Annotated in this window: 22 protein-coding genes; 5 read left to right on the top strand and 17 right to left on the bottom strand. The window is 45.1% G+C overall.

The genetic code is table 11. The annotated features are described in order from the left end of the window. Positions 1-97: 97 nt before the first annotated feature. Positions 98-1,612 carry a glycine betaine uptake BCCT transporter gene (locus ACXAD1_RS03230; protein ID WP_474909465.1) on the top strand — a complete coding sequence of 505 codons (1,515 nt, stop codon included), beginning with the start codon at positions 98-100 and terminating at the stop codon, positions 1,610-1,612. Positions 1,613-1,654: 42 nt separating this feature from the next. Here the strand turns inward: ACXAD1_RS03230 and ACXAD1_RS03225 are convergent, their stop codons facing one another. The 4 genes from ACXAD1_RS03225 to ACXAD1_RS03210 form a co-directional block, all read right to left on the bottom strand. After that, positions 1,655-2,518 (bottom strand): AraC family transcriptional regulator, encoded by an 864-nt coding sequence (locus ACXAD1_RS03225; RefSeq protein WP_474909464.1) that lies wholly within the window; start codon positions 2,516-2,518, stop codon positions 1,655-1,657. Positions 2,519-2,925: 407 nt separating this feature from the next. Continuing rightward, positions 2,926-5,013, bottom strand: a complete 2,088-nt coding sequence (locus ACXAD1_RS03220) for a catalase (protein ID WP_474909463.1) — start codon at positions 5,011-5,013, stop codon at positions 2,926-2,928. Between the two features lie 135 nt (positions 5,014-5,148). Beyond that, on the bottom strand, positions 5,149-6,426 hold the full coding sequence (locus tag ACXAD1_RS03215) for an MFS transporter (RefSeq protein WP_474909462.1): 1,278 nt from the start codon (positions 6,424-6,426) through the stop codon (positions 5,149-5,151). Further along, positions 6,427-6,900 (bottom strand): ArsR/SmtB family transcription factor, encoded by a 474-nt coding sequence (locus ACXAD1_RS03210; RefSeq protein WP_242069088.1) that lies wholly within the window; start codon positions 6,898-6,900, stop codon positions 6,427-6,429. A 255-nt stretch (positions 6,901-7,155) separates the two neighbouring features. Here ACXAD1_RS03210 and ACXAD1_RS03205 point away from each other — a divergent pair, with 255 nt between their 5' ends. Then, positions 7,156-8,415 carry a sensor histidine kinase gene (locus tag ACXAD1_RS03205; RefSeq protein WP_206841608.1) on the top strand — a complete coding sequence of 420 codons (1,260 nt, stop codon included), beginning with the start codon at positions 7,156-7,158 and terminating at the stop codon, positions 8,413-8,415. 38 nt (positions 8,416-8,453) lie between these two features. On the opposite strand, the gene ACXAD1_RS03200 is transcribed toward ACXAD1_RS03205, so the two are convergent. The 5 genes from ACXAD1_RS03200 to ACXAD1_RS03180 form a co-directional block, all read right to left on the bottom strand. Beyond that, positions 8,454-9,050 carry a histidine phosphatase family protein gene (locus tag ACXAD1_RS03200; RefSeq protein ID WP_474909461.1) on the bottom strand — a complete coding sequence of 199 codons (597 nt, stop codon included), beginning with the start codon at positions 9,048-9,050 and terminating at the stop codon, positions 8,454-8,456. A 97-nt stretch (positions 9,051-9,147) separates the two neighbouring features. After that, positions 9,148-9,669 (bottom strand): signal peptidase I, encoded by a 522-nt coding sequence (lepB, locus tag ACXAD1_RS03195; protein ID WP_206841603.1) that lies wholly within the window; start codon positions 9,667-9,669, stop codon positions 9,148-9,150. Beyond that, positions 9,666-10,205: a DinB family protein gene (locus ACXAD1_RS03190; RefSeq protein ID WP_206841599.1), complete on the bottom strand. Its 540-nt coding sequence runs from the start codon at positions 10,203-10,205 to the stop codon at positions 9,666-9,668. The genes lepB and ACXAD1_RS03190 overlap by 4 nt, the downstream gene beginning before the upstream one ends. Positions 10,206-10,263: 58 nt before the next feature. Next, positions 10,264-11,088, bottom strand: coding sequence for an MBL fold metallo-hydrolase (locus ACXAD1_RS03185; protein WP_474909460.1), 825 nt, complete (start codon positions 11,086-11,088; stop codon positions 10,264-10,266). 96 nt (positions 11,089-11,184) lie between these two features. Next, positions 11,185-11,583, bottom strand: coding sequence for a GNAT family N-acetyltransferase (locus tag ACXAD1_RS03180; protein ID WP_206841596.1), 399 nt, complete (start codon positions 11,581-11,583; stop codon positions 11,185-11,187). Between the two features lie 200 nt (positions 11,584-11,783). Here ACXAD1_RS03180 and ACXAD1_RS03175 point away from each other — a divergent pair, with 200 nt between their 5' ends. Further along, a complete protein-coding gene (locus ACXAD1_RS03175; protein WP_474909459.1) occupies positions 11,784-13,472 on the top strand; it encodes a hypothetical protein in 1,689 nt (562 codons plus the stop codon). 41 nt (positions 13,473-13,513) lie between these two features. On the opposite strand, the gene ACXAD1_RS03170 is transcribed toward ACXAD1_RS03175, so the two are convergent. The 5 genes from ACXAD1_RS03170 to ACXAD1_RS03150 all read right to left on the bottom strand — a co-directional run bounded on the left by ACXAD1_RS03170 (position 13,514) and on the right by ACXAD1_RS03150 (position 19,734). Continuing rightward, positions 13,514-14,359 carry an STAS domain-containing protein gene (locus ACXAD1_RS03170; protein WP_474909458.1) on the bottom strand — a complete coding sequence of 282 codons (846 nt, stop codon included), beginning with the start codon at positions 14,357-14,359 and terminating at the stop codon, positions 13,514-13,516. Positions 14,360-14,438: 79 nt separating this feature from the next. Beyond that, a complete protein-coding gene (locus tag ACXAD1_RS03165) occupies positions 14,439-15,752 on the bottom strand; it encodes an MFS transporter (protein ID WP_206841588.1) in 1,314 nt (437 codons plus the stop codon). Between the two features lie 299 nt (positions 15,753-16,051). Continuing rightward, complete coding sequence (gene dctP / locus ACXAD1_RS03160) at positions 16,052-17,341, bottom strand: C4-dicarboxylate transporter DctP (RefSeq protein ID WP_474909457.1); 1,290 nt, start codon at positions 17,339-17,341, stop codon at positions 16,052-16,054. Positions 17,342-17,465: 124 nt separating this feature from the next. Further along, positions 17,466-18,152, bottom strand: a complete 687-nt coding sequence (locus tag ACXAD1_RS03155; RefSeq protein ID WP_474909456.1) for a response regulator — start codon at positions 18,150-18,152, stop codon at positions 17,466-17,468. Next, positions 18,142-19,734, bottom strand: coding sequence for an ATP-binding protein (locus tag ACXAD1_RS03150; protein WP_211202622.1), 1,593 nt, complete (start codon positions 19,732-19,734; stop codon positions 18,142-18,144). The genes ACXAD1_RS03155 and ACXAD1_RS03150 overlap by 11 nt, the downstream gene beginning before the upstream one ends. Positions 19,735-19,823: 89 nt before the next feature. Between ACXAD1_RS03150 and ACXAD1_RS03145 the strand changes: the two genes are divergently transcribed. Continuing rightward, positions 19,824-20,879, top strand: a complete 1,056-nt coding sequence (locus ACXAD1_RS03145; RefSeq protein ID WP_474909455.1) for a TRAP transporter substrate-binding protein — start codon at positions 19,824-19,826, stop codon at positions 20,877-20,879. 59 nt (positions 20,880-20,938) lie between these two features. On the opposite strand, the gene ACXAD1_RS03140 is transcribed toward ACXAD1_RS03145, so the two are convergent. From ACXAD1_RS03140 to ACXAD1_RS03130, 3 genes are all read right to left on the bottom strand, one after another. After that, positions 20,939-22,132 carry a class I SAM-dependent rRNA methyltransferase gene (locus ACXAD1_RS03140; protein ID WP_206841550.1) on the bottom strand — a complete coding sequence of 398 codons (1,194 nt, stop codon included), beginning with the start codon at positions 22,130-22,132 and terminating at the stop codon, positions 20,939-20,941. Positions 22,133-22,239: 107 nt separating this feature from the next. After that, positions 22,240-23,772, bottom strand: a complete 1,533-nt coding sequence (locus tag ACXAD1_RS03135) for an acetyl-CoA hydrolase/transferase family protein (protein WP_474909454.1) — start codon at positions 23,770-23,772, stop codon at positions 22,240-22,242. Positions 23,773-23,904: 132 nt separating this feature from the next. Beyond that, a complete protein-coding gene (locus tag ACXAD1_RS03130; RefSeq protein WP_474909453.1) occupies positions 23,905-24,549 on the bottom strand; it encodes a LytTR family DNA-binding domain-containing protein in 645 nt (214 codons plus the stop codon). Between the two features lie 138 nt (positions 24,550-24,687). Here ACXAD1_RS03130 and cbpA point away from each other — a divergent pair, with 138 nt between their 5' ends. Beyond that, the gene (gene cbpA, locus ACXAD1_RS03125; RefSeq protein ID WP_206841541.1) at positions 24,688-25,332 is read left to right on the top strand and encodes a cyclic di-AMP binding protein CbpA; all 645 of its coding nucleotides are present in this window, start codon (positions 24,688-24,690) and stop codon (positions 25,330-25,332) included. Positions 25,333-25,406: the final 74 nt, after the last annotated feature.

The following is a 25,406-nucleotide window of genomic DNA, read 5'->3' as shown; positions in this document are numbered from 1 at the left end:
ATATGGGAATTTCCTGCAAATTTCTTTTTCAGCCGCATAATTACTTCCAATGTATTTAATCCTAAAGGAAGCGGCAACAGAAGAAAGGGGATTGTATGTGAAGAAGAACTTAATGGTTTTCTATATATCGGTGGGCATATTATTATTGCTTGTTTTATTCGGTGTTTTTGTCCCGGATTCGCTGGAGAGTGTGACAGCAAATGTACAGGCTTTTATCACAGATAAATTCGGCTGGTATTATTTAATACTTGTTTCGTTTATTGTCATTGTTTGTTTATATTTTTTAATCAGCCCTTTAGGAAGAATCAAGCTTGGGAAGCAGGATGATAAACCGGAATTTTCCCGCCCTACGTGGTTTGCCATGCTGTTCAGCGCTGGTATGGGGATCGGGCTGGTTTTCTGGGGTGCAGCTGAGCCGATTTATCACTATGCGGTCGGGTCCCCGACAGGCGGAGAAGTAGGGACGGACCAGGCCATTAGGAATGCCATGAGGTATACTTACTTCCATTGGGGAATCCATGCCTGGGCGATTTATGGCATTGTGGCTCTTGTGCTGGCATACTTCAACTTCCGCCATGGGGAACCTGGTTTAATAAGTGCCACTTTGAAGCCGATTTTAGGGGAACATACTCAGAAAGCTGCAGGGAAGATCATCGATATTCTTTCAGTGGTTGCGACTGTGATTGGTGTAGCTACGACACTGGGATTTGGAGCTGTGCAGATTAACGGCGGGCTGTCCTATCTTTTTGGCATACCGGTCAGTATTACTGTCCAGTTCATTATTGTGGTAATTGTTACGGTTCTTTTCATGATATCCGCCTGGTCCGGACTTGGTAAGGGCATCAAAATCCTGAGCAATGCCAATATGATTTTAGCAGCGGTTCTATTTCTGCTCACTTTTTTCCTGGGACCTTCATTGTTCATCCTTAACCTGTTCACCAATACTCTTGGGTCCTATCTGCAGAATTTACCTGGCATGAGTCTTAGAATTGCGCCGTTAAATCCAGAGGTCAGGGAATGGATTAATGGCTGGACGATTTTTTACTGGGCCTGGTGGATTGCCTGGGCACCCTTCGTGGGGATTTTCATCGCCCGCGTTTCAAAAGGGAGAACCATACGGGAATTTGTTTTCGGCGTACTCCTTGTGCCCTCTCTGATAGGCTTCATATGGTTTGCAACATTTGGCGGAACTGCAATGCTCCAAGAGCATAACGGTGTTGCCAAAATTTCCGAATTGGCTACTGAGGAAGCATTGTTTGGTGTGTTTTCGAACTTTCCGATGGGAGCTGTCCTTTCGGTCATTGCCATCTTACTCATTTGTACATTTTTTATTACCTCTGCAGACTCCGGCACATATGTATTAGGAATGATGACAACAAATGGTTCGCACCATCCTGGCAATAAGATAAAAATGGTTTGGGGTATATTGCTTGCTGCCATTTCATTGGTCCTGCTCTATTCCGGAGGGCTGCAAGCGCTGCAGAATACGATGATTGCAGCAGCTTTTCCTTTTTCCGTTATCATGGCTTTAATGACCTTCAGTCTGATCAAGGCACTGCAGAAAGAAGCGAAGGAGCTGGGGATTGGGAGAATTCCGAAGAGGAAGTCTTAATAGAAAACCTGCAGATCTAGCGTCTGCAGGTTTTCCTAATGTTTATTTTACGGGAATCCAGATCTCTGAATAATAATCCGGACTGGACGCATCCCCGGCAGAATAGACTTCCAGCTCTGGCGCAGCGGCATGTTCATAGCCGCTGGATGGAAACCATTCCGAGAAGATTTTTTTCCAGGTCTTTTGCATGGCATGCGGCATGGCGCCATGAACTTCGAACACCGCCCATTTGGAGGCAGGGACTTCCAGGCACTCTAAGCTGTCAGGCTTATCGCCTTTGAAGCTTGCCCCGATCCAGTAGTCCATGCTGTCAGGCTTCGCGCTGCGTTTATCGACACATACGCCGAGAATCCCTTTAATTTCGCCATTATTCAGCATGAATAGCTTGTCAGCGGTCCCGTTACTATTTACCTCATCCCACATTTTCGGGATGCCGGCCAGATTCTCTTCATTGCACAATGAGAACTCCCTATTGATTCCTGCTACTTGAAAAGCTTCTTTTTCGACAATTGCATATTGCATTGGTTCTGCCCCTTTCAGACTCACCTGGATCACCAGGCGGTTATATGATTTCAGCTTTCCGGAAAAGTTTCTTGCTTCAGTCGGGGTCATGCCATGCTGCCTGCGGAAAGCTTTGGTAAAAGCTTCGGGAGTGTCATAGCCGTATTTATAGGCGAGATCAATCACTTTGCGGTCTGTTAGGACCAGGTCCTGTGCGGCGAGGGTTAATCTCCTTCCCCGGATATATTCGCCGACCGGCATATCTGTCAAAATGGCAAATGTACGCTGAAAATGAAATACGGACGAGTTCGCTGCCTCCGCAGCTTTCCCAATGGAAAGATCATCTTCCAGCAAGTGCTCTTCTATATAATCAATCGCCTTCTGCAGCGATACGATCCATGACATTACTGATCACTCCCTTGATTTCATCCTACCTTTTTCTCTTTTTGCCTTCCTGTCATTTTTTGCTTTGTTTTGGCAGGTGGATATTAAAGAATTCTTATTAAAGGAGGGGAATACCTGCATATTGGGGAAATTTTGTTGCGGCTGCTGGCGGGAAGGGTCAATCAGGAAAATACCGGCCAAAATTTAAGATTTTTCGGCCGAACTCAACGATGGCCGAACAATTTTCCGTTTATCGGTCACTTCATCAGCTTTATCGGTCATATTTTTAATTTATCGGTTACTATTCGATTTTATCGGTCAGTTTCTCCAATATTTCGGTCAGTTTCCAGCTATATCGGTCAGTCCTTAATCTATCAGGGAATCAGAAAAAAAGCCAGCCGCCCGATAGCGGGCAGCTGGCATCAATTTTATATGGCACGTCCCCAATGACGGTGCATGGCAATGCTATTAATTAAATTCTCGCTTGCGGATGCTTCGCCGCTTTTGATTTCGACGATTCCCATATCGGAAAGAGTTTGGGATTGCCCCATCAGGTTTAAAGCTTCTGCAGGCAGCAGTTCGGCTCCTTCACCGCCAAAAGCAATGGTTTTAAAATGCTTGTAGGCTTCGCTGACGAATTCCTTTGCCTGCGGCATCATTTTCAGAGCTTTGGCACTTTCTTTTCCTCCTGCCACATAGATGGCGTCATACATAACGGAGTGTGAAGTCAGAAATGTTTTCATAACTTCCAGTTCTCCGCCGTCTCCTTTGATCATACCCAGGTTTTTGCTGACAATTTCAGGCATAATCCCAGCACCTTTCAAGGCTTCCATTACGGTTTTGACTTCAGTATAGCTGAAGCCATTATCAGCAAGGATGGCGACTTTTCGGGTCTTAGGTGATTTGGCTGTGTTCATTTGGCTTAATGCTGGTGAAGAGAGCGTCACTTTCGATTCATTCGCAGCATCCGGCACGATTGCTCCAACTCCTAGGGCAATTTGCTCGGCCAGGAAATGATCCACATTGCTGAACATGTCGACAACCTGCTGCTTCACATCTTTGTTCTGAACCTTTCCGACTTCAAAGCGGAATGCCTCGATCATATGCTGTTTTTCCACTTCAGACATGCTGTTCCAGAACATTTTCGCCTGGCTGTAATGGTCCTTGAAGCTGTCGCTGCGCTCGCGAACTTTGCGTCCTTCGACTTTTTCCTGATAATGAACATAGCCGCCCTCATCTGCTGTGGCAGGACTTGGATCATTATTCTGCATAGAGTTTTTATGATAAGCAACCGGCCCTTTATTAATCGTCATGCGATGGTATCCGTCATACTGATTATTATGGAACGGACAAACAGGACGGTTGATTGGGATCTCATGGAAGTTCGGCCCTCCCAGGCGGATCAGCTGGGTGTCTGTATAAGAAAATAATCGTCCCTGCAGCAGCGGGTCGTTAGAAAAATCAATGCCGGGTACGACATGGCCCGGATGGAAGGCAGCCTGCTCCGTTTCTGCAAATACATTATCCTGATTGCGGTTCAGCGTCATTTTTCCAATGATCTTAACCGGGACCATTTCCTCAGGCCACAGCTTTGTCGCATCCAGAATATCAAAATCAAAGGAGAATTCATCTTCTTCATCAATCATCTGAACACCAAGCTCAAATTCAGGGTAATCCCCCATTTCGATGGCTTCCCAAAGATCACGGCGGTGGAAATCCGGATCCTTTCCGGCAAGTTTTTGGGCTTCGTCAAAAACAAGTGAATGCGTTCCGAGAACAGGCTTCCAGTGGAATTTTACAAAGCGCGCCTTGCCCTGCTCGTTCACAAATCGGAACGTATGAACACCAAAGCCCTCCATCATGCGGAAGCTGCGCGGAATGGCACGGTCTGACATCGTCCACATAATCATATGGGCTGTTTCAGTATTGTTGGCTGCAAAATCCCAGAATGTGTCATGGGCAGTTGAGGCCTGCGGCATTTCGTTATGCGGCTCCGGCTTGAATGAATGAACGAGATCAGGGAATTTGATGGCATCCTGGATGAAGAATACCGGAATATTATTGCCGACTAAGTCGTAGTTGCCCTCTTCGGTATAAAACTTTGTCGCGAAGCCGCGGGCATCACGTACAGAGTCTGCCGAGCCTCGGGAACCGGCAACAGTCGAGAAACGGACAAAGACCGGGGTTTTGACGGATGGATCCTGCAGAAACTTTGCCTTGGTATAGTCTGCCATGGATTCATACACCTGGAAGTAGCCATGGGCACCAAAACCGCGGGCATGGACAACCCTTTCAGGAATGCGCTCATGGTCAAAGTGCGTCATTTTTTCCCTGAAGTGAAAGTCCTCCATCAAAGTCGGGCCTCGGGAACCGGCTTTTAACGAATGCTCATCCTCTGAAACCTTGACTCCCTGATTGGTCGTCAGCTTCTTGCCTGTGTTATCCATGCGGAACTCCTCAAGCTGCTTGTCCTTACTGTGCTCATTTACGCCTTTGTTTTGCGGATCTTGTTTCAAATGGTCATCCTCCTTATATAAAGAAGCAATTGCTTCTTGGCTACGATGTAAACTATGTATCTATATGTTGGAATACCCCAGAATAAAGGCTGTAAACGGCAAAATAAAAGAAAGCAGCGAAAAACTGCTTTCCTCTCAGGCATGTGGGCTAATCTCTGTTTTAGGCTGATCTGTGTCTCTCAGCAGCTGGATAAAGGTCCTTTTTTGCAGATGATACAGGATTAGCACCAGAATACTGCCTCCGCATGCAGCCAGCAGGATCCAGACAGGAAATTTTTCGAGTAAAAACCCAAAAAAGATAAAGCCGAGTGGTGTCATGGCACTTGCCCCTGTTTCAAGGAGTGACATCACCCTCCCCCGATAGGCATCAGGCGTGCCTTTTTGCAGCAGAACCATTACTGGAATGTTGATTACCATGATAATTGAAGATAGCAGCAGGACCATGCCTATTAAATAAGGAAACATGATGCTGTTTGAAATGCCCATTAAGCCGGGAAAATTCGGGAGGCCAAGCAGAGCTATGATAAGGGACATGGCCATTACGCCCCCAAAAATGGTCACTTCTTTTCTCTTTACCTCGGGACGGGCAGATAGAACGACCGACATTATCAGCATACCGACGGAAAAGGCTCCTTCAATGATGCCCAGCTGGAGTGAACTCATTTCCCGCACAGTCAGAACCAGATAAGGGATGGCGACGGGAAAAACCGCAAACCAAAAATTCAGCCAGATGCTAATGATAATGAGATGTTTTATAAACGGCTGATTTTTCACATATGAAACACCCATTTTCAGATCGTAGATCATCCCATTTTCTCCTGGTTTTTCTTTTTTCTCTGCAAATAGATTGTATTGAATAAGTAAGCTGGTGATGCCGGAGACTGTGAAGGCGATGACGTTGATAAGCATGAAGACTGATAGATGAAAGATGCCAAAGAAGACGCCCCCTAGAACGGGTCCCAGGATGGCGGATGATGAAGCTGCGGCCTGATTGAGTGACATCGCTTTTTGCAGAGTATCAGGACCGACCATGTTGTAAATCGCTGAAGTGACTGCCGCTGAATAAAAGGTATTCAAAATGCTTAAAACGGCTGTGGCTGTGTAAAGGAGCCAGATTTCCTGTGTGACCAAAAGGTAGAGCAGCAAAATGGCGATAAGCCAGACGGCACAGGCAAAATCGGAAATAATGATGATTTTTTTGCGGTCCCATCTGTCACTGAGTGCGCCCGCAACAGGGGAAAGCAGGATTCTTGGCAGTGCACTAAGAATGAGGGTTATGGCAAAATTCAGGCTGGACCCTGTTTCTGCAAGGATATATAAGCCAATGGCAAAGCCATAAATGGAGGATCCGAGCACCGCTGTCAATTTCCCTGCCAGAAACAGTGTTAAATTTCTTTTAATCTGTGCTTCCATCTATTCTTCCTCCTCTGAATCAAGCAATTTGAAGCTGCAGGAAACCTCATAAGAATTGCGCTTTAGAGCTCCCTTTACGCTCTTTTCCATGTATTTAACCATCAAATCATAAAAATCGTCCTGAAATCCCTTTAATTCTTCTTCTGTGAGGGAGATGTTTATTCCCATGGTGCTGCAGCTTTCTCCTTTCTCCTGTCCGCTTTCTTTCAAGTTGAATTGGGTCGCTTTTGAACGGTAATACTTTTCGATAATTCCCCTGTTTTCTTTCGTCTCCTCAATCTCGAGTATTCCGCCTTTATAAAGCTGCTGAATATGGTAATGAATGCTTCCCGCAGACTTCCCAAGCTCTTCGGCAACCTGTTTGGCTGTCATGGGACTTTTAGCGAGAAGATATATAATTTTAATCCTTAACGGGCTGGATATCAGCTTCTGCTGTTCAAGATTGATCTCCATCGTTTTCTTGATTAAATCCAAGTTAGTTCACCCTTTCTAATTCATACATTCTAATTTTATTATACGTTCTAAAAAATTAGAATGATACATTTTTTTAAAATAAATAAAAATACAAATCCGTTATAACAGTTTATCTTTTTACAGGAATTCTTTGTCCCGCCCTCCACAATTTCGTATTTTCTGACAATATTATATAAAAAAAGCAAATGAGTATTGTCATAAATAGTAAAACAATATAGAATTTTCTTATAACCTCACAAAGAGGCAGGTGAAACGGTGGAAATCACAAAGCATTTTTTCTTTAATCTATCGCTCTTGATCGTCATCTTGTTTATTGTGCTGGTATGGGCAGAAAAGAGCTCTAAATTCAGGTTTTCCAAAGGCTGCTCATTTATATGGCTTTTGTTTATGATCTGGATATGCTTTCAATTTTCCTATCAGCCAAGCCCGCATTACTTTTTTGATTTACGATTAATACCTGTCATCATCGGCGGTTTATATGCGGGTATTGGCCCCGTATTGGCCGGGTCTGTAATTTTGATGAGAAGTTTTTATGGAATAGAACCTGGGTTTTATTCTAATATTCTTTTATATTTGCCCCTTGGAATTATTCTTTGGAGGCTCTATCCCTGGTTTTGGAAGCAGGTGCCGCGAAAAAGGATTCGCCTTTCAATTATCGTTACCCTGATTTTAAGTGTGCTGACTGTTGTGGTTATGGAATTATCGGTGCCCCCTCAGAATAGGTTTGATGCCTGGTTTGCCTACCTGGTGATTCCGCCATTAGGCGTCTTCATGATTTCATATGTATTTGAGTTTGCCAAAAGAAATCTGGATATACGTGAAAATCTCGTCCGGGCAGAAAAACTTGAAGCTGTCGAGCAAATGGGAGCAGCCATCTCACATGAAATTCGCAATCCGCTGACGGCTGCAATCGGATTTGTTCAGCTCTTGCAGGAACAGCGGCTGCCGCCACGAAAAAGGGTTGAGTATTTGGGCATCGTAAAAGCCGAATTGGAATCGGCTGAGCAGGTCATTCAAAATTATTTAACCTTTTCCAAGCCATCCTTAGATAAGATCGAAGAAATTAATGTAAAAAAAGAACTGATGCAAGTTATGAATATATTAAAACCGACCGCCAACCAGAATTCCGTAGAGATCAATGCCCATTTTGCCCTTCTCGGATCGATTAAAGGTGATCGGCAGAAATTCCACCAATGCTTTTTGAATGTGATAAAAAATTCAATTGAAGCCATGCCGCGCGGCGGGCAATTATACATAGAAACGCACTATAGCAGCAGCCAGATCACGATCGAAATAAAAGACACCGGTGTCGGCATGACGTCCGATCAGCTTCAGCGTTTAGGCGAACCCTACTATTCCACCAAAGGCTCCAAAGGGACCGGCCTCGGAATGATGGTCGTGTTCAGTATTGTAAGGGCCATGGATGGCAATGTTCGCGTCAAAAGCGAAGTCGGTAAAGGCACCATTTTCAGCTTTACTTTTCCGAACTTTAAATCGGAGATACATAATGAATGAAAAAAACAGCAGCGGCATCCTGCTGTTTTTTTACTGGCTTAATATGATTTTATCCGCTTCACCTCAAGATGCTTCGTGCAGTTATACAGCTCACATTCCCACTGGCTTTCTTTGATCAAAAGCTTTGTGACGGATGTGTTTTTCAGCGGGGAGGACAGATCTGTCTGCGGCACCAGTTCTCTTAACAGATGGCGGATGAAGGAGCCGTGGCTTACGATCAGCACGTTTTCGCCCGGGTGCTTATCTGTAATTTCCTGCAGGAATTCAAGTCCTCTATTAATGATGCTTTCTTTCGGCTCAAAACCGAGGTCCATTTCCCGCCAGTCTTTGCCCCATTTTTCAAGACGCTCTGCTTCGGTTGTACCTTCAATCATCCCGCCGCCGACTTCTCTTATTCGGGGATCGAGGTAAAGGGGGATGGAACTGATTTTCTCCTGGATGGCTTCTGCAGTCTGCTTTGCCCTTATGAGATTACTTGAGTAAATCACATCCCAGCTTTCTTCGCCAAGCCGTTCTGCCAGGCGTGCTGCCTCAGCCAACCCTTCCCCATGGAGAGGGATATCCGAGCTGCCCTGTGCCCGTCCCTCCTTATTCCAGGCTGTAATCCCGTGTCTGATCAATCCGATTTTTGTCATCTGTACACACGTCCTTTCTTTTCATTTGATTGTTATTTTATAAAAATAGTCGAATCTCTAATCTAATTAAAAAGAGCGGTGCTTGCCGCTCCTGAAGCTAATCTACTTTTCTTATGCTTGTGAAAGGATACCAGACAAATTCGCTGACGCCGATGATTCGTTCCTTCTCAATAAATCCGAGCCCATTTCGGCTGTCCAGGCTGACAAGGCGGTTGTCGCCCATCACAAAATAGTGATCTTCCGGAATAGTGAGGGGGCCGAAGTCACCGGTCAGTCTGCTGACAATTCCTTCTGCTGCTTCGCGATTTTCTGAGAGATAGTCTTCATCCCATTGCTTGCCGTTTATATACAGATGGTCATCTTTCATTTCCAATTCATCGCCGGGGAAACCTATTAATCTTTTAACATAATTTTTTTCTTCGCCCTTAATGATGACAATATCGCCTCTGTCCAGTTCTTCAAATTTATTTACGAATATTTTTTCCTCGTCATGAAGGGTTGGATCCATGGAGGCTCCTTCCACATAGTAAGGTGAAAAAAGGAAGACCCTGATCACCATTGCGATTCCAAAGGCAATTAGAAGGGATTTCAGCCAGCTTGCTATTTCATGCTTATTCAATGTGTTCCACCAAAGCTTTCTGCACCCATATACCTGTCTTTGATTAAGGTGCGGTGATGAAGTTCATGGCCGGCAATGATGAAGGCAATGGCACGGGCGGTTACTTCCGTGCCGTTCGCATTCCCGCTCCTTAGCAGTGCCTCATTATCAAGGCTTTTTAGTAAAGCAATCGTGTTTTGGCGGACAAAGAACAGCTGCTCTAATAGTTCCTGGATGCTGAAACGGTTGAATTGACCATTCTTCACATACTCATTATCATCATAGCCCGGCAGCATGGCCATCTCCCCTCTGCCAATGCAAAGCAGGCGGTAGCTCATGATGCGTTCGGTATCTGTGATATGGCCGATGACTTCTTTAACTGTCCATTTTTCCGGGGCATAACGGAAATGAGCCTGATCTTCATTCAGGTCTTTTACCAGATTCATCGTTTCCTTTATTTGCTCATCGAGGGTCTGCAGCAGATCCCCAGCCGGCACTGAGCTGACATATTTTTCATAATAGGGTGCATACTCATTGGATTCAGGCTTCTTTAACATAGTATTCCCTCCCATTCTATTACCTTATTTTACTAAACATCTGTTTGCAGAGCCACTATTAGGTTTGAAAAAGCTTGCCCTGGACTGCTTTAATATAGCGTTCAGCTGACCGCTGTACTGCAAGGTCAGCCTCTTTTTCTATAACTCTGTGAAATGCGTTGTAAATCCGGTCAAATGATAGCGGTTTTATTCTGCCGGCCATTCGTTCTACTGTTTCAGCCGGGAGCGGGATGAGATTCGGATAGCTGTATATGAAGCTGACCCACCCGCTGTCTGCGACAACTTGAATGATGTCGCCGGTGAGCATAATGCCCTTGCCCCCATTCCCATTTTCCCAATGAAGGACAGCACCACCTTTATAATGGCCGCCGAGGCGGTGGATGACCAGGCCATCATGAAGTTTGAGCGATTCTCCGCTCCAGAAAATAATGTGTTCACTGTCCCTCATCACCCATTCCCTGTCGTCTTCATGTATATAGATCGGCACATTGAATGTTTCCGCCCATTCCGCCTGAGCTGAATAATAATGTGGATGGGACAATGCGATCGCGTCCATTCCGCCTAGTTCTTTTATGGTTTCAATCGTGTGCTCATCAAGATAGGTAATGCAGTCCCACATCAGATTAAATCCATTATGCTGAACGAGATAGGCTGTCTGGCCGATGGCAAACTCCGGAGCTGTTTTCAAGCTGTAAAGATTGGACTCCTCCTGTTTTATTTCATTAGTATAAATTTGGCTTTCCGTCATTTCATGTAATGTTGTCCATTCCTGGCCGCGGGGTCCAACGTACTGGCGTTCTTCCATGCAGATTGGGCAGCTCTCAGGCTGATGGGCCGATGGCGGAAATTGCGTTCCGCACGTTTTGCATATATATTTTTCCATAAGTGTTTCCTCCATTTCTAATACTGGTTATATTAGCCATTTTAATGCTGGAAACATTTCGCTAAATCGCCGTTCCGGCTGAAACCGGCTACAACTTTAGTCTGAAGACCTATACTTTAAACCCAATGTAAAAACCTCAAAGTCCAGCTTTTCATAATACCCGGCTTTCTCTTCCTCGGCCAGCAATTGTAAATGCAGCAGTGCCTTAGCGCACTCTGCTGCCAGCCTTCGCACCATTTCCTTGCCGATGCCCTGGCTGCGATAATCTGGATCAACGATTAATCCGCAAAGATAGGCATTAATCACACCGTCTGAAATAATGCGCCCTGTCCCGATCAGGCACTCTCCATCATAGGCACTGATCACAAGCCAGCTCTGCTCCATCGCCTTATGCAGTTTTTCTTTCGGCAGCTTCAAAAATTTATTCCAGCCGTCATTTTCATATAACTGAAATAATTGATTCTTATCCGGTATGGCAAATTCATATTTGATCATAAAAAATCTCCTTAACAATGGAATGCTAATCCTATTCTGGCTTAAGGCGGAAAAATCCTGTTCTTTAACGGGTATGCACCTTGGATGCACAAGATTCTTTCTATTACATTACGTTGTACGAAACGAGGATCTGCTTTATGAAACTTTTTTATCTGCCGCCCGTATTAAATAGTAACGAACTTATTTTAGGAGAGATTCTTATGGGAAATATTTTTATTTTTTCACTGATTGCCGGACTGGCGATTTCTATCCTGCTGATTCCGTTCAGCTATAAAGCGAAGGCTAAGAAAAAGGAAAAGGAAGGCAGGAAGCTGGGGACGGGGATCATGGCCGGCACAGCCGCCGTTTCTGTGCTGCTTGTTTTTGCCGTGTATTACTTCACCAATCTGGACCGTAACTTGACCAGCCTGTGGCTGTTTGCAGTTATCGCAGCATTAATTGGAGCTGTTCTCGCGACAGGCAGGGAACGAATGATCAAAACGGGTGTGTTTGCCGTCAGTCTGATTGCAGGGATTTTCTTTCTGACAGCTTTTCTATTCAATGCAGATGATAAATATGAAAGTGCCAAAATGAATGAAAAAACGGAGATTGAGACGTTTGATGAAAAAGAAACACCGGCGAGCGTGCCGCCGCAGTTTGCGCGCAATAAGATGAGGAAGGCTTTCGGGCAGGTTCCGAACACGAGCTATTATGAACTTGGCAGCCTGCAGATCCAGAAAGTCAATGGAGAATATGTTTATATTGCGCCTGTAGAGTTTTCGGGCTTTTTCAAATGGTGGAATGGAGATAAAACACCTGGCTATTTTACAATCAGCGCGACTGATTCCTCAGCTAATCCAAAGTTTGTGAAAAGCGATATGGTGTATACACCATCCTCTTATTTTAATAAAAATATTGAGCGCCATATCCGGATGCAGTATCCGCAGGCCATTTTTTATGGAGATGTGCAGCTGGAAGTGGATGACGACGGAAAGCCGTTTTATATTCGTTCATATGGAGAGTTTATTTCGGCGAGAAATGGCTTTGATGTTCAAGGGGTGGTCATGGTTGACCCGCTTAACGGACAGACGAAGTCCTATAAACTTGCCGATGTGCCGGCCTTTATTGATGGAGCTGTATCTCCTGAAACGGTCAGTCTGCAGAACAGCTATTTCGGGAATTATGTCCATGGCTTCTGGAACAGTAAATTCGGAAAGTCAGATGTAAGGCTTCCATCGGATGAAGGAACGGAAGCCAATGTGAGTCCGATTTTTGATGAAAATGGCGACATGTACTACTTTACTGATTTTACAAGTCCAAAAGAAGGCGTCGATTCGATGCTTGGCTATTCTCTGACAAATTCAAGGACAGGCGAAGCGACCTTCTTTACAGGCAGCCTTGAGGAATCTTATATGGATTCGCAAGGTGCCCTCCAGATTATCGAGAAGAAATTCATCGAGAAGAAATGGAGCGGCGAAATGCCTGTTCTGTATAACTTTTACGGTGAAGCGAGCTGGCTGACGCCTGTGCTTGATGCAAATGGATTCCTGCAGAACTACTTTATTGTATCAGCTGCCAATCCGGAAATATCTGCTTACGGGACGACGCCAAATGAAGCATTGCGTCTATATAAAACCGCATTGCAGCGAGGAGGAGGCACTGTAGACGGAAGCTCGAAAGCAGAGGAAAAACAGATTAGCGGCACTGTTCTTCGGGTGTACAAGGAGAAATCCGGTGAATTCACAGTCGTATCATTCCTGCTGGATAACCGCCAGAGCTATGTGGTTTCATCTGAAACCGTCCCGATGGCCATCTATCTGCAGGAAGGCGATCAGGTGGACGTGAACTATCTGGATACAGGTGAGGCATTCCTGCCTGTAAAGGAAATGAATATCAAAGGATTGGAATAGACGAGAAAACACGATGAAGGCACTCTTCATCGTGTTTTTTATTATCCTGCAATTATGTTGGCTGATTTAATGGCACTGGATAGCGTGGATTTGATGCTGACGTGATCAAATGACAAACCGAGCTGGACTGCGGTCTGGGCAATTTCCGGTCTTAAGCCGGAGATTGTGGTCTTTACGCCGATCAGGCTTAGCGCTTCTATCAGCTGGAATAGCTGATGGGCTACCATGGTATCAATCATGACTACTCCTGAAAGGTCAAGGAACAGCTGGTTGACGCCTAATTTATTGCATTGCTGAAGTGTATTTTCAAGCATGCTTTTTGCACGTGCCGTATCAATATCCCCGACAAGCGGCAGTAGTGCGATATCTTCTGTTAAAGAAATGACCGGGGAACTGAGTTCAAGGATTAAAGCCTGCTGAGCCTGCAGCCTCTTTTGGGAATGATTATTATACTCTTCCGTGAACCAGGTAACCACTTCACCAATGGTTCTAATAATGATCCTGCGCCATAGTGCAATTTGTTTTTCATCATATTGGCCCTGGCTGGATTCAACGAACTGCTCAAGCAGGTTCAAATACTGTTCCTGGGTGTTAAAGAACTCCTGCAGGATCATCTCTAATGGCGTGCGGAGGTGTTCATCATCCTGCGCCACTTTAACAATCCAGCTTTCCAAATCATGAAAGAACGCTTTTTCTTCTTTATGGAAGACATCGGAGAACTGCTTGTGAAATTCGTAATTTTGCTTTTTTACGCTTTCAATGACAGCGGGGTCTTCCGAGGTATAAATCCCGCCGCTTTCTTCTTTGTTCACATTTTTATACCATTCTTCTGTTAAGTTCCATGTTTTCTCCAGAAAAAATTGATATAGATCATGATTACGATGCATGCCCGACTCCCCTAACCCGAACTTTTATTTCATAATAATTATTTTAACTGATGGAAAATAAAGTGTCGATTCTAAGCTCCTAACTATTTTCCGTTAATTCCCTGCTGTTCGCATACTGATAGTCTGCCCCTGGCCTTGGAAGCATTATGCTTAAGGCGGATGCCAGAACAAGAAGTACGATAGAAGCAATGAAAGAACTGTCATAGCTCCCTGTCAGATCAAATATTACACCAGGGACGAAGGAACCGAGAGCAGAACCCAGCTGATGGCTCAAATAGATCCAGCCAATCACTGCTCCGGCGGATAGATGCCTGAAATATTCCGCAGCCAGTTTCATGGTCGGTGCGACAGTTGCAAAATTGACAATTCCAAAGCTGATGGCAAACAGAATCAACAAATGGGATTGAGTGACGAAAAACCCAAACATGGTAGCATCATTTACTATGATGAGCAGAAGAACAATTGTCAGGGCCCGCACTCCGTAGAGAAAGGCAAGGATCCTTCTGCAATTCCACCTATCTGCGAGAAAACCGGATACGACTGTGCCGAGAATATTAAAGCCGGCCAGCAGACTGACAGCGGCTCCGGTAACACCAGGCGTAAATCCGCAATACTGGGCAAAGGGAATAAGATGCGTATCCATCAGGCCTGTAGTGGTGACACCGCACACGAAAAACGGGAGCATGAGATACAGGAATTCTTTTCGCTTTAAGAGCTGGAATATAGATAGCGTTCCTTTTGGGGCTTCCTTTTTTCCTTGCCTTCCCTTAACATTATCACTCACTTTCGCTCCATAAGCCTCGATATGCAGATCAGCAGGATTCGAACGGATAAAGAGCAGAAGAAGCGGAAAAATGAATACAATCAAAAAGCACCCGAGCACAAGAACGGTTGTCTTCCAGCCTAGCTGGTCAATCAGGAATAAGGACAGCGGGACAAGAATAAGCTGTCCTGCGGCTGTGCCCGCAGACATCAGTCCCATGGCCATTCCTTTTTTGTCGGCAAACCAGGTCGCCACCGCCATCGTTCCCGCTACATTGGATGCACCGCCAAAACCAACCGAGGCGATTACACCATAGATGATAATCAGCTGGACTGCATTAGTGGTGAAAAAGGTGAGAAGTGTTGAAAAACCGATCACCAAAATGCTGCAGGAAAGAATATAGCGGATGCCATATTTATCAATCAGCCTGCCAACATACGGCTGTGAAATGGCAAAAACAATATAGCTGACGAAGGCAATGAAGGATATAACACTGCGATTCGCGGAAAACTCATGCTCCCATGGCGCCATGAACGCCCCGAACGACAAACGTACACCCTGTGCAGCCAGCAACGCCAAGAACGTCAATATTAAAATAATCCACGCATAATGAACCTTAAGGCGCTTCACGATGTGAACCTTCTTTCCGGTGACAGGCACCTATACCAGTTAGCTTAAGTGGTATAGGTGCCTGTCACTTTTTTAAGAATAATCATATCATAAATTTTTTATAACTTTCTAAATTTTGTCTGTTTTTCGCGGTAATTCAACAATTTACTATTCAATCAAACGTTTGATTAAAAAGGCAGACAATCCTTCTTATACTTGATTTTTTCCCGGGAAATAGGTGCAGGAATTGTCGTCAGTTTAGGAAGGTTTTTCGACAATATGAATAAGGCCATTCCCTTGTTGGAAATGGCCTTTACCTTTTATACAGCCTGTTTTTGCTGCTCCTGCTTCATTAATTTCATTTCATTAATGGCTCTCTTAGACTTAGTTTCATCAAATTCATTTTCGCTCTTTGCTACAACCATCGTTGCGATACCGTTTCCGATCAGGTTCACGATCGCTCTTCCTTCACTCATGAAGCGGTCTACGCCAAGAAGAAGCGCCAATCCTTCAAGAGGAATAACCTGCAGGGCGGCAAGCGTCGATGCCAATACGATAAATCCGCTGCCTGTTACACCCGCGGCACCTTTTGAAGTCAGCATGAGTACTAATAAAATGGTAACCTGCTGGCCGATTGTCAGATCCACCCCGAATACCTGTGCAAGGAAGACAACCGCCATGGACAGATAGATGGATGTACCGTCCAGGTTAAAGGAATACCCAGTTGGAATGACCAGACCCACAACCGATTTGGAGCAGCCGATGCGCTCCATTTTATCCATCATTCTCGGAAGAACTGATTCTGATGAACTTGTGCCTAATACGATTAATATTTCATCTTTGATGAACTTCAGATAATTCCATAAGCTGAATCCGTACATTTTACAGATAATATTTAAAACAACAAAGATAAATAAGAACATCGTCACGTACACGGAAATCATCAGTTTGCCAAGCGGAACAAGTGATGCCAGTCCGAAATGCCCGATTGTATAGGCCATGGCTCCAAATGCTCCAAGCGGGGCTGCCTTCATGACATAGCCGATGATTTTAAAGAAGACTAATGATAGCTTATCCAAAAATTCAATGACGATTTTGCCCTTTTCACCAAGAGCAGCCAAACCGACACCAAATAAAATAGAGAAGAATAATACCTGCAGGATATCCCCTTTTGCAAAGGCATCCACCATGTTGGAAGGAACAATATGTGTTACAAACTCAATCCAATTGATGCCCTCTCCCCCATTGGCTGTATACTGTGAAACATCTCCTTTTTCCAATTCATTAAAGTTCAGGCCTGCACCTGGTTTAATGACATTAACGACGATCAGACCGATCATTAAAGCAAGTGTTGTAACAACCTCAAAATAGATGAACGCTTTGCCGCCAACCTTGCCGACTTTTTTCATATCACCCATTTTGGCGATTCCAAGGACGATGGTCAGGAAAATAATCGGGGCGATGACCATTTTGACTGCGTTGATGAAGGTATCGCCGACCGGCTTCATCTCTTTTCCGACTTCCGGCCAAATTAGACCGACCATAACACCAATAAAAATAGCCGTTAACACCTGAAAGGTTAAATTTTTATAAATCCGCTGCTTCTTCACTTTTATCTCATCTCCTTTTTTTCTAACTATTCATTCTATTAGAAATGATAGCGTTTTCAGATAAAAGCGAGAAGTTTATGGTCATAACGGATGTTTTGTTCATTTTGGTCTCGGAATATGATAACTAAACTATGACATACCGATTGACAGGCCTGCCCACTCCCCCGTACTGCACATCCAGCCGGATCGTTCCGCTTTTTTCTAGGTAATCGAGATACCTGCGGGCGGTTACTCTGGCAATGCCGATGCCGTTGGCGACCTCTTCAGCAGATCGGGGTTCGGTTTGCTGCTGCATAAATGCGGTAATTTCATTCAAGGTGAATTCATTCAGCCCTTTTGGCAGATTGTTTGCTTCTTTCTTCGCCTGCCTGGCATAAATCAGGGCATCGAGCTGCTCCTGTGACAGCGTGCCTGATTCCTTCAGGCTCTCCCTGTAATGGCGGTATTTTTCAAGAGCCTGCTGGATCCTATTTAGCTTAAAGGGTTTGATAATATAATCCCTGGCACCGTTTTGAAGCATCAGCTTGATGGTTTCCTTATCCTTTGCTGCGGAAACGACAATGACATCAGAATCGAGGTGCTGCTTTCTGAATTCCTGCAGGGTTTGAATGCCATCTTTTTTCGGCATAAAAATATCTAAAATCACCAGATCAGGCTGCAGCTTTTTCGCAAGGCTGATGCCTTCCTCCCCATTTCCTGCTGCCGCGATGATCTTAAATCCTTCCACACTTGCAATGAATTCTTTATTCACTTCCTGGACCATTGGATCATCTTCAATCAGCAGCACACTGATTTCTTCTTTAACCGCCATCTGATTCTCCCTCCGCTTCCATCGGAAAAACAATTGTAAATGAAGTTCCTTCATCTCTGCTTGTTGAAACCTCGATCGCCCCTCCGCCTTTTTCCGTAATTTGTTTAACAAGGTAAAGCCCATAGCCTGTCCCGCCTGATTTATTGGCGGTAAATCCTTTTTCATACAACTTTGGCAAAATTGCTTCCTCTATCCCGCTGCCGTTATCCTCCACCAGCACCGCACAAATCTCCTCCGTCTGTTCAATGCTGATATCTATTTTTCGCTCTTCACGTTCACTATGCTCAAAAGCCCCGAAAGCATTCTCAATCAGATTGCCCAGCAGCAAAACAAAGTCATGGTGATCCAGGCGGTTAGGAAACTCCTCCAGATTGCTGTTTGGGTCGATGACTACTGTGATGCCCAATTCCTTGCCGCGCCGCACTTTGCTTAATAATAACCCTGCAATGGCATCGTTCCTGATTTTATCGCTGAGAAAATTCGAGAGGTTTTCCTGCTCTTCAGACGCATCGAAGGTCAGCTTTAGTGCTTTGTCTGCTTTCCCGAGCTGGATCAATCCTGCAATGGTGTGAAGCTTGTTCATGTGCTCATGGTTCTGCACCCTCAGTGCCTCAACAAAGCTTTTTACACCTGTCAGCTCTTCGGCCAGCTTCGTCACTTCCGTGCGGTCCTGGAAAATAGCTACAGCTCCGATCATTTCATTGTCTTTCCAGATAGGAATTCTGGTGCTTAAAATGACCTTGCCGCTTACAATGATTTGTTCATTATAGACAGCACGATTACTTTCTACAATCTCGGGAAGCCTGGTATCTTTTAGCACAGCCCTAATATTCTTGCCTGCGACTTTGCCGGACACATTAAAAATTTTCTTTGCCTTCTCATTGAAAATCGTAATGTTTTCCTGGTTATCAATCGCGATTACGCCTTCATTGATCGAATGAAAGGTGGCTGTCCTTTCCTCCAGCATCCGTTTGATTTCATGGGGCTCCAGCTGGAACATCTGCTTTTTAATATGATTGGCAAGCATCAAAGAGCCGATCAGTCCAAATATGAGCGTCAGCAGGACAATAATGCTGATTTCGTCGGCCAGATCAGCGATAATCTCCGTAATCGAAGGAATCTTATTGCCGACAACGACCACACCGATTTGATTGAGGCTTTCATCTTTAATCGGGATGAATGCGCGGATAAAGGTACCGACGTCTCCCTCTGCCTTGGAAAAATAAATATGCTCGGCAAAAGCCGGTTTCTCATCCTCACCTGCAGATGGCTGGCCGATCAGTTCCCTGACCGGATGGGAATAGCGGATACGCTCCATATTCATGATCACGATATAGTCTGTTTCATTAATGATCCTGATTTCCTCTGCTACTTTATTAACCGTCTTCCAGCCCTGCGGCTGCAGGATTCCTTTTTTCACATCTGACAGCTCTGCCACCGTTCTGGCTGTATTCATCGAGCGTATCCTCAGTTCTTTTTCTTCCTGCTCCTGGATGTTTGCAATAACCACCATTCCGCCAATCAATAAAGAAAAAATAACGACTGCATAAGACAGGATGGTAATCTTCCAGCGGATGGGCATCTGATTCACAAGGGACCCTCCCTTCTGTCTTTACGGATAGAATTCTTGTAAGTATGATAACATTAATAGTTTTAAAAAGGAGGATTCAAATGAAAAGCGCCGCAGGCTATATTCTCCTTGCCAGTATGGTATTGCTGCTGGCAGCCTTCTTTGGCTATCAAAGCTTTTTTCCGCGGGATGCGATTCCTTACGATGATGACCAGGAAGGGCTTAAGGATCAAATTGTCTTCAAGTTCAGCCATGTGGTGGCTGAAAATACTCCGAAGGGCCTTGCCGCCCAAAGGTTTGCAGAGCTCGTCGCCGAAAAGTCGAATGGTCATATTAAAATTGAAGTGTTTCCAAATGGCAGTCTCTATTCTGATATAGAAGAAATAAATGCTCTTAAAGAAGGCCAGGTTCACTTTATTGCCCCCTCCACTTCCAAGCTGGGCATGCTTTCACCGCAATGGGGAGTACTGGATCTGCCTTTTGCCTTCCCTACGCGTGAAGCTGCGCTTGAAGGACTGAACGGGGATATCGGCCAGCAGCTGCTGAGATCCCTGCAGAGCGACGGCATTAAAGGGCTTGCCCACTGGCCCAATGGATTTAAGCAGATTACTTCCAATCAGGGTCCTATCCAAAAACCAGAGGATCTGAAAGGGCAATCCTTCCGTATCATGCAAAGTGATGTGATATCGGCCCAATTCAGCCGCCTGAAGGCAAAGGCTATTCAGGATTCATTCAATTCCACTTACAAGCTTCTTGAAGAAGGCGATGTGGATGGAGAAGAAAATACCATTTCCAATATCTACTCAAAGAAATTTTATAACCTGCAAAAGCATATGACAATCAGCAATCATGGCTATCTTGGATATGCGGTGATGATGAGCGAGAAGGTCTGGAATGAGCAGAGTGAGGGAACAAAGAAGATTCTGCTCGAGGCTTTGGATGAAACAACCGCATGGAACAGCCGGATGGCTTTTGAAATGAACGAAGAACTGCTTGAAAAAATCAGACAGAATTCCTCCATTCAGATTCATGAGCTCACAGCTTTAGAAAAACAGGAATGGCAGGCTAAGCTGGATCCGGTCTATGAAGACTTTTCACAGGAAATCGGGAAGAATCTGGTGGAAGAGATGAAGGAACTGCGGGCTAAATATGAATAAAAAGGTGACAGGCACCTATACCAGTTGGCCGAAGTGGTATAGGTACCTGTCACCCATTTTTACAGCTTCTGTATGAATGCTACTTTAAGATAGTCTCCTTCTTTGAATTCCTTAATGGTGCGGAAGTCTTCAGGAAGGGTGAATTCCTCAAGGATTTTGTAGCGGTCCCCTGTTTGTGCGAACGCTTTTTTGATAAAGTCTTTAAATTTTTTCATGTTGAATGTGCTGCAGTTTGATGATGCCACAATGATTCCGTTTTTTTCTGTGATCTGAATGGCCTGGGCGAGCAGATCCGGGTAATCTTTTCTGGCGCTGAATGTATGCTTTTTGGAACGGGCAAAGCTTGGAGGGTCCAGGATGACCATATCAAATTTCAGCTTCTTCCGAACAGCGTATTTGAAGTAGTTGAACACATCTTCCACAATGATATCCTGAGCCTCAAAATCAATGCCATTTACGCTGAACATTTCGATGGTTTTGCTTTTGCTGCGGTTGGCAAGGTCGACACTGGTTGTTTTCACTGCTCCCCCTAATGCGGCAGCCGCTGAAAAAGCGCCCGTATAGGAGAACGTGTTCAGGACCGTTTTTCCTTCCGCATACTTGTCCCTGATTGTCTTCCGGACATGCCTCTGGTCAAGGAATACCCCTACCATAGCGCCATCATTCAAATAAATGGGAAAGCTGATACCATTCTCCTTCACCATCAGCGGAAAAGATGCCCGTTCTCCTGCTGCAAAATCATCATCCTCTATATAAGTGCCTTTTACAGCAAACCGCTTCTTTTCATACAGGCCCTTAACATCAGCATTGTTCATCAATGCCTGAATCACCGCGTTCCTGAAGGTATAAATTCCCTGACTGTACCAGCTGATCACGTAAAAACCATCGTAATAATCAATCGTGATGCCCCCGATTCCATCTCCTTCTCCATTGAAAACCCGAAAAGCGGTTGTTTCAGGATCACGGAGTAGAGCTTCCCGCCTTTTTAAAGCTTCTTTAAATTTCGTCGCAAAAAAAGCTTCATTGAAGATTTCCTGAGAATTACGCGAAAGAATCCAGCCTCTGCCTTTATTCTGCTTTCCATAATACCCTTTGCCGATAAACTGCCCGCTCTCATCAGTCAGTACAATGATTGCACCCTCTTCGATCCCCTTCGGAATCCGCTGCACCGATTCCTCTGTTACCAGCGGATAGCCATCCTTAAAGCCATTCTTATATTTAGAAGCCGCAACTAATTTGATAGCTTTACTCATAATTCCACCCAATCATTTTGTTTAGTATAGCTATCATTGTAACATTAAAAGTGCCAGGCACCTATACCAGTTGGATGAAGTGGTATAGGTGCCTGGCACCATAAGTTTTAACAGAAATTCCACTGCAGAGCTGCTGCCGCAGTTTCTTTCAGCATGGTACCATTATTGGAGAAGTCTGTATGCCAGGAGAGGGCTTTTTCCAGTACGTGCGGAGTCTGGCCGCCTCTTGTGAGGGCTTCCCGGTAATATTCGCGAAGCTGGTCACGGTACAGCGGGTGTGCACAATTTTCGATGATCCGTTCGACGCGCTGTCTTGGAGCCAGCCCGCGCAGGTCTGCATAGCCCTGTTCTGTCACAATGACATCGACATCATGCTCGGTGTGGTCGACATGGGAGACGAATGGGACGATGCTTGAAATCTTGCCGTCTTTGGCAATGGACTTCGTCACGAAGATCGCCAGGCGAGCATTTCTGGCAAAATCGCCAGAACCGCCGATCCCGTTCATCATTTTCGTTCCAAGGACATGGGTGGAGTTCACATTTCCATAGATATCAAGCTCCAAGGCTGTATTAATCGAAATCAGGCCAAGGCGGCGGATGATTTCAGGGTGGTTGGAAATCTCCTGCGGACGCATGATTAAACGGTCCCTGTACCGGTCAAAATTCGTGAAAACCTCTTTCATTTTTTCATCTGATAAAGTGATAGAACAGCAGGATGCAAAGTTCACCTTTCCGGCATCCATCAAATCAAATACCGCATCCTGCAGCACTTCTGAATAGACTTCCAGATTCTCAAACTCAGAATCAAGCATCCCATGAAGCACAGCATTTGCCACCGAACCAATGCCCGACTGCAGCGGTGCAAGGCTATTTGTCAGCCTGCCTGCTGCAATTTCCCCGCGTAGAAACTGAAGCAGATGCTGTGCCATAATGGCGGTGTCTTCATCCGGCGGCACGATTGTCGAAGGAGAGTCCTGCTGATTCGTGAATACGATGCCCTTCACCTTATCCAAATCCACCTTAATTCCAGGAGTGCCGATACGGTCGTCGGCTTTCGTCAGCGGAATCGGATTCCGTTCCCCCTGTCTGCCAGGTTCATATAAATCATGCAAACCTTCCAGCTGTGTGGATTGGGCAAGATTGATTTCGATAATAATGTGTTTGGCATTCTCTGCGAAAGACAGCGAGTTTCCGATTGAAGTAGACGGAATGATCAGCCCATCCTCCGTAATAGAAACCGCTTCCAAAATAGCGAAATCAATAGGATCCATGACATTGGCGCGTACAAGCTCTGCCGTATGTGACAAATGCTGATCGACAAATAAGAAATCCCCCTGGTTAATCCCTTTCCTCATGGTCGGATCGGCCTGAAATGGCAGCCTTTTCCCCAAAATTCCCGCTTCCGCAAAAAGCTTGTCCACATCAGATCCCAAAGAAGCACCAGTATACACATTCACTTTAAAACTCTCATGCCTGGCACGGTCAGCCAGTGCAAATGGTACCGCTTTCACATCACCCGCACGTGTAAAGCCGCTTAGCCCCAGAGTCATGCCGTCCTGAATCCAGGAGGCTGCCTCTTCAGGTGTAACTACCCGGTCATGCAGGCGGCTGTCGCGAATCCGTTCTAAATTTTTCTCCATATTGCTCATCCCCTCCATTATGATATATAAAATCATTTTACCCGGATAAAGAGGGAGCCAGGACTTTTCCGATCATATTACGGAAAATTCCGATAAAACAGCAAATTACAAAGCTGAAACAGAAAGAATTTTCTAAAAACCGAGCAATTTGCGGAAATAGCTGGAGTAAGACTGGCTGACAGGCACCCGGTCCCCATTTTTCATGACGAGGAGAAAGGTGGAATGCGTGTCAGGAAAGATTTCCTTGATATGATTGACATTTACAATGAATGAGCGGTGGCAGCGGATAAAACTGTCCTTCGGCAGCGAATACTCAAAATCCTGAAGCGAGTATTTATGGGTGCCTGAATGGCCGTCAGTATGTACATAGGTCTTCTTATCCTTTGCCTCAAGGCAGACAACCTCGGAAAAAGGAATTGGAATCCAGCCATCATTAGTTTTCATTGTCACAACCGATTTGCCGTCCGTCAAAGCCGGAAAAATGGCGGTTACGCAGCCTTCAAGCTTTCCTTCATGCAAAAATGGCACGGCCATGCCGTGATATGGAACACCAAATACATCGCGGTCAATAAACTCCGACACTCTTTGCTGTGTCCCTAAAGCCTTATAGGCGATCGTTCCTTCTTTTACCATGTCACCCGGCCTGATCTTTAAATCGATGCGCTTGCTCGGCCGGTAATAGATATATTCACTCGTATTGGAAACCGCTATGGATATTTCATCGGAAAACAGCTCTCCAATCACATCCAGCAGCGATACAATTGTAATGCTTTCCAAGTTATCTCAGCACCTTTCATGATGATGGCTTTTTCTTATTTTACAAGTTTTCGCAGGGGGATTCACTTAATTTCTTATCATTGCCGAAAAGGCACCGGCATAGAATAGAGAAGGTTAGGGGTAAAGGAGGATGCTGGTATGCTGATTCGACATCAGATGGTGGAGAAAAAAGATGTTCGGTTTTGTGATGAAACCTTTAATTTGGAACAGGCGCTGCAGTTTTTAAATGAAACTGGTTACCGCTGTGTCCCTATTCTGGATGCCACACATACAAAGTTTGCCGGTAACATCTATAAGGTTGATATTTTAGAATATAAGGAAAATCATTCTATGGATGAACCGATTACGGCTCTGGCTAAAGATCAGCAAACCGTTATTGATGAGGATGACTCTTTCATGAAAGCCTTTTTCACTCTGAAGAGATATCCTTATCTGCCGGTTGAAAATGACCATGGGCAGTTTGTCGGATTGCTGACACATGCGGCCGTACTGGAACTGCTGGAGGAAGCGTGGGGGCTGAACCGAGGAAGCTATACGCTGACTGTAGGAAGCTATGGCACTCAGGGAACACTGAAAAAGATAAGCAGCATTATCAGTAAGTATAGCGATATCCAGGGAGTCATCTCCTTGGACTCATCCAGCTTTCATGTCAGCCTGATCCGCCGTATTCTTTTTACATTGCCGAAGGATACAACAGAGGAAATCCTGGATAAAATTAAGAAAGAACTGGACGCAAATGGCTTTCGGGTGATTGGAGTCGAGTGCCATAATGGTGAGTGTTAACGAGAAAAGTGTAAGCGCCTGACCTCACCCCGACACCTCGAGGGGGTAGGCTGCTAGCACTAGACATTTTTTAA

The sequence above is a fragment of the Cytobacillus sp. ABV4_503 genome (genome assembly GCF_056158445.1).
Note: the sequence above shows the minus strand (reverse complement) of the source record. Positions and strands in the feature narration are given on the sequence as shown.

What these genes read in the sequence shown, in the direction of transcription:
- ACXAD1_RS03225 (WP_474909464.1), bottom strand. Translation starts at nt 2,518, where the DNA reads ATGTCATGGATCGTATCGCTGCAGAAGGCGATTGATTATATAGAAGAG.
- ACXAD1_RS03215 (WP_474909462.1), bottom strand. Translation starts at nt 6,426, where the DNA reads ATGGAAGCACAGATTAAAAGAAATTTAACACTGTTTCTGGCAGGGAAA.
- ACXAD1_RS03200 (WP_474909461.1), bottom strand. Translation starts at nt 9,050, where the DNA reads ATGACAAAAATCGGATTGATCAGACACGGGATTACAGCCTGGAATAAG.
- ACXAD1_RS03190 (WP_206841599.1), bottom strand. Translation starts at nt 10,205, where the DNA reads ATGTTAAAGAAGCCTGAATCCAATGAGTATGCACCCTATTATGAAAAA.
- ACXAD1_RS03185 (WP_474909460.1), bottom strand. Translation starts at nt 11,088, where the DNA reads ATGGAAAAATATATATGCAAAACGTGCGGAACGCAATTTCCGCCATCG.
- ACXAD1_RS03180 (WP_206841596.1), bottom strand. Translation starts at nt 11,583, where the DNA reads ATGATCAAATATGAATTTGCCATACCGGATAAGAATCAATTATTTCAG.
- ACXAD1_RS03175 (WP_474909459.1), top strand. Translation starts at nt 11,784, where the DNA reads ATGGGAAATATTTTTATTTTTTCACTGATTGCCGGACTGGCGATTTCT.
- ACXAD1_RS03170 (WP_474909458.1), bottom strand. Translation starts at nt 14,359, where the DNA reads ATGCATCGTAATCATGATCTATATCAATTTTTTCTGGAGAAAACATGG.
- ACXAD1_RS03155 (WP_474909456.1), bottom strand. Translation starts at nt 18,152, where the DNA reads ATGGCGGTTAAAGAAGAAATCAGTGTGCTGCTGATTGAAGATGATCCA.
- ACXAD1_RS03150 (WP_211202622.1), bottom strand. Translation starts at nt 19,734, where the DNA reads ATGCCCATCCGCTGGAAGATTACCATCCTGTCTTATGCAGTCGTTATT.
- ACXAD1_RS03145 (WP_474909455.1), top strand. Translation starts at nt 19,824, where the DNA reads ATGAAAAGCGCCGCAGGCTATATTCTCCTTGCCAGTATGGTATTGCTG.
- ACXAD1_RS03140 (WP_206841550.1), bottom strand. Translation starts at nt 22,132, where the DNA reads ATGAGTAAAGCTATCAAATTAGTTGCGGCTTCTAAATATAAGAATGGC.
- ACXAD1_RS03135 (WP_474909454.1), bottom strand. Translation starts at nt 23,772, where the DNA reads ATGGAGAAAAATTTAGAACGGATTCGCGACAGCCGCCTGCATGACCGG.
- cbpA (WP_206841541.1), top strand. Translation starts at nt 24,688, where the DNA reads ATGCTGATTCGACATCAGATGGTGGAGAAAAAAGATGTTCGGTTTTGT.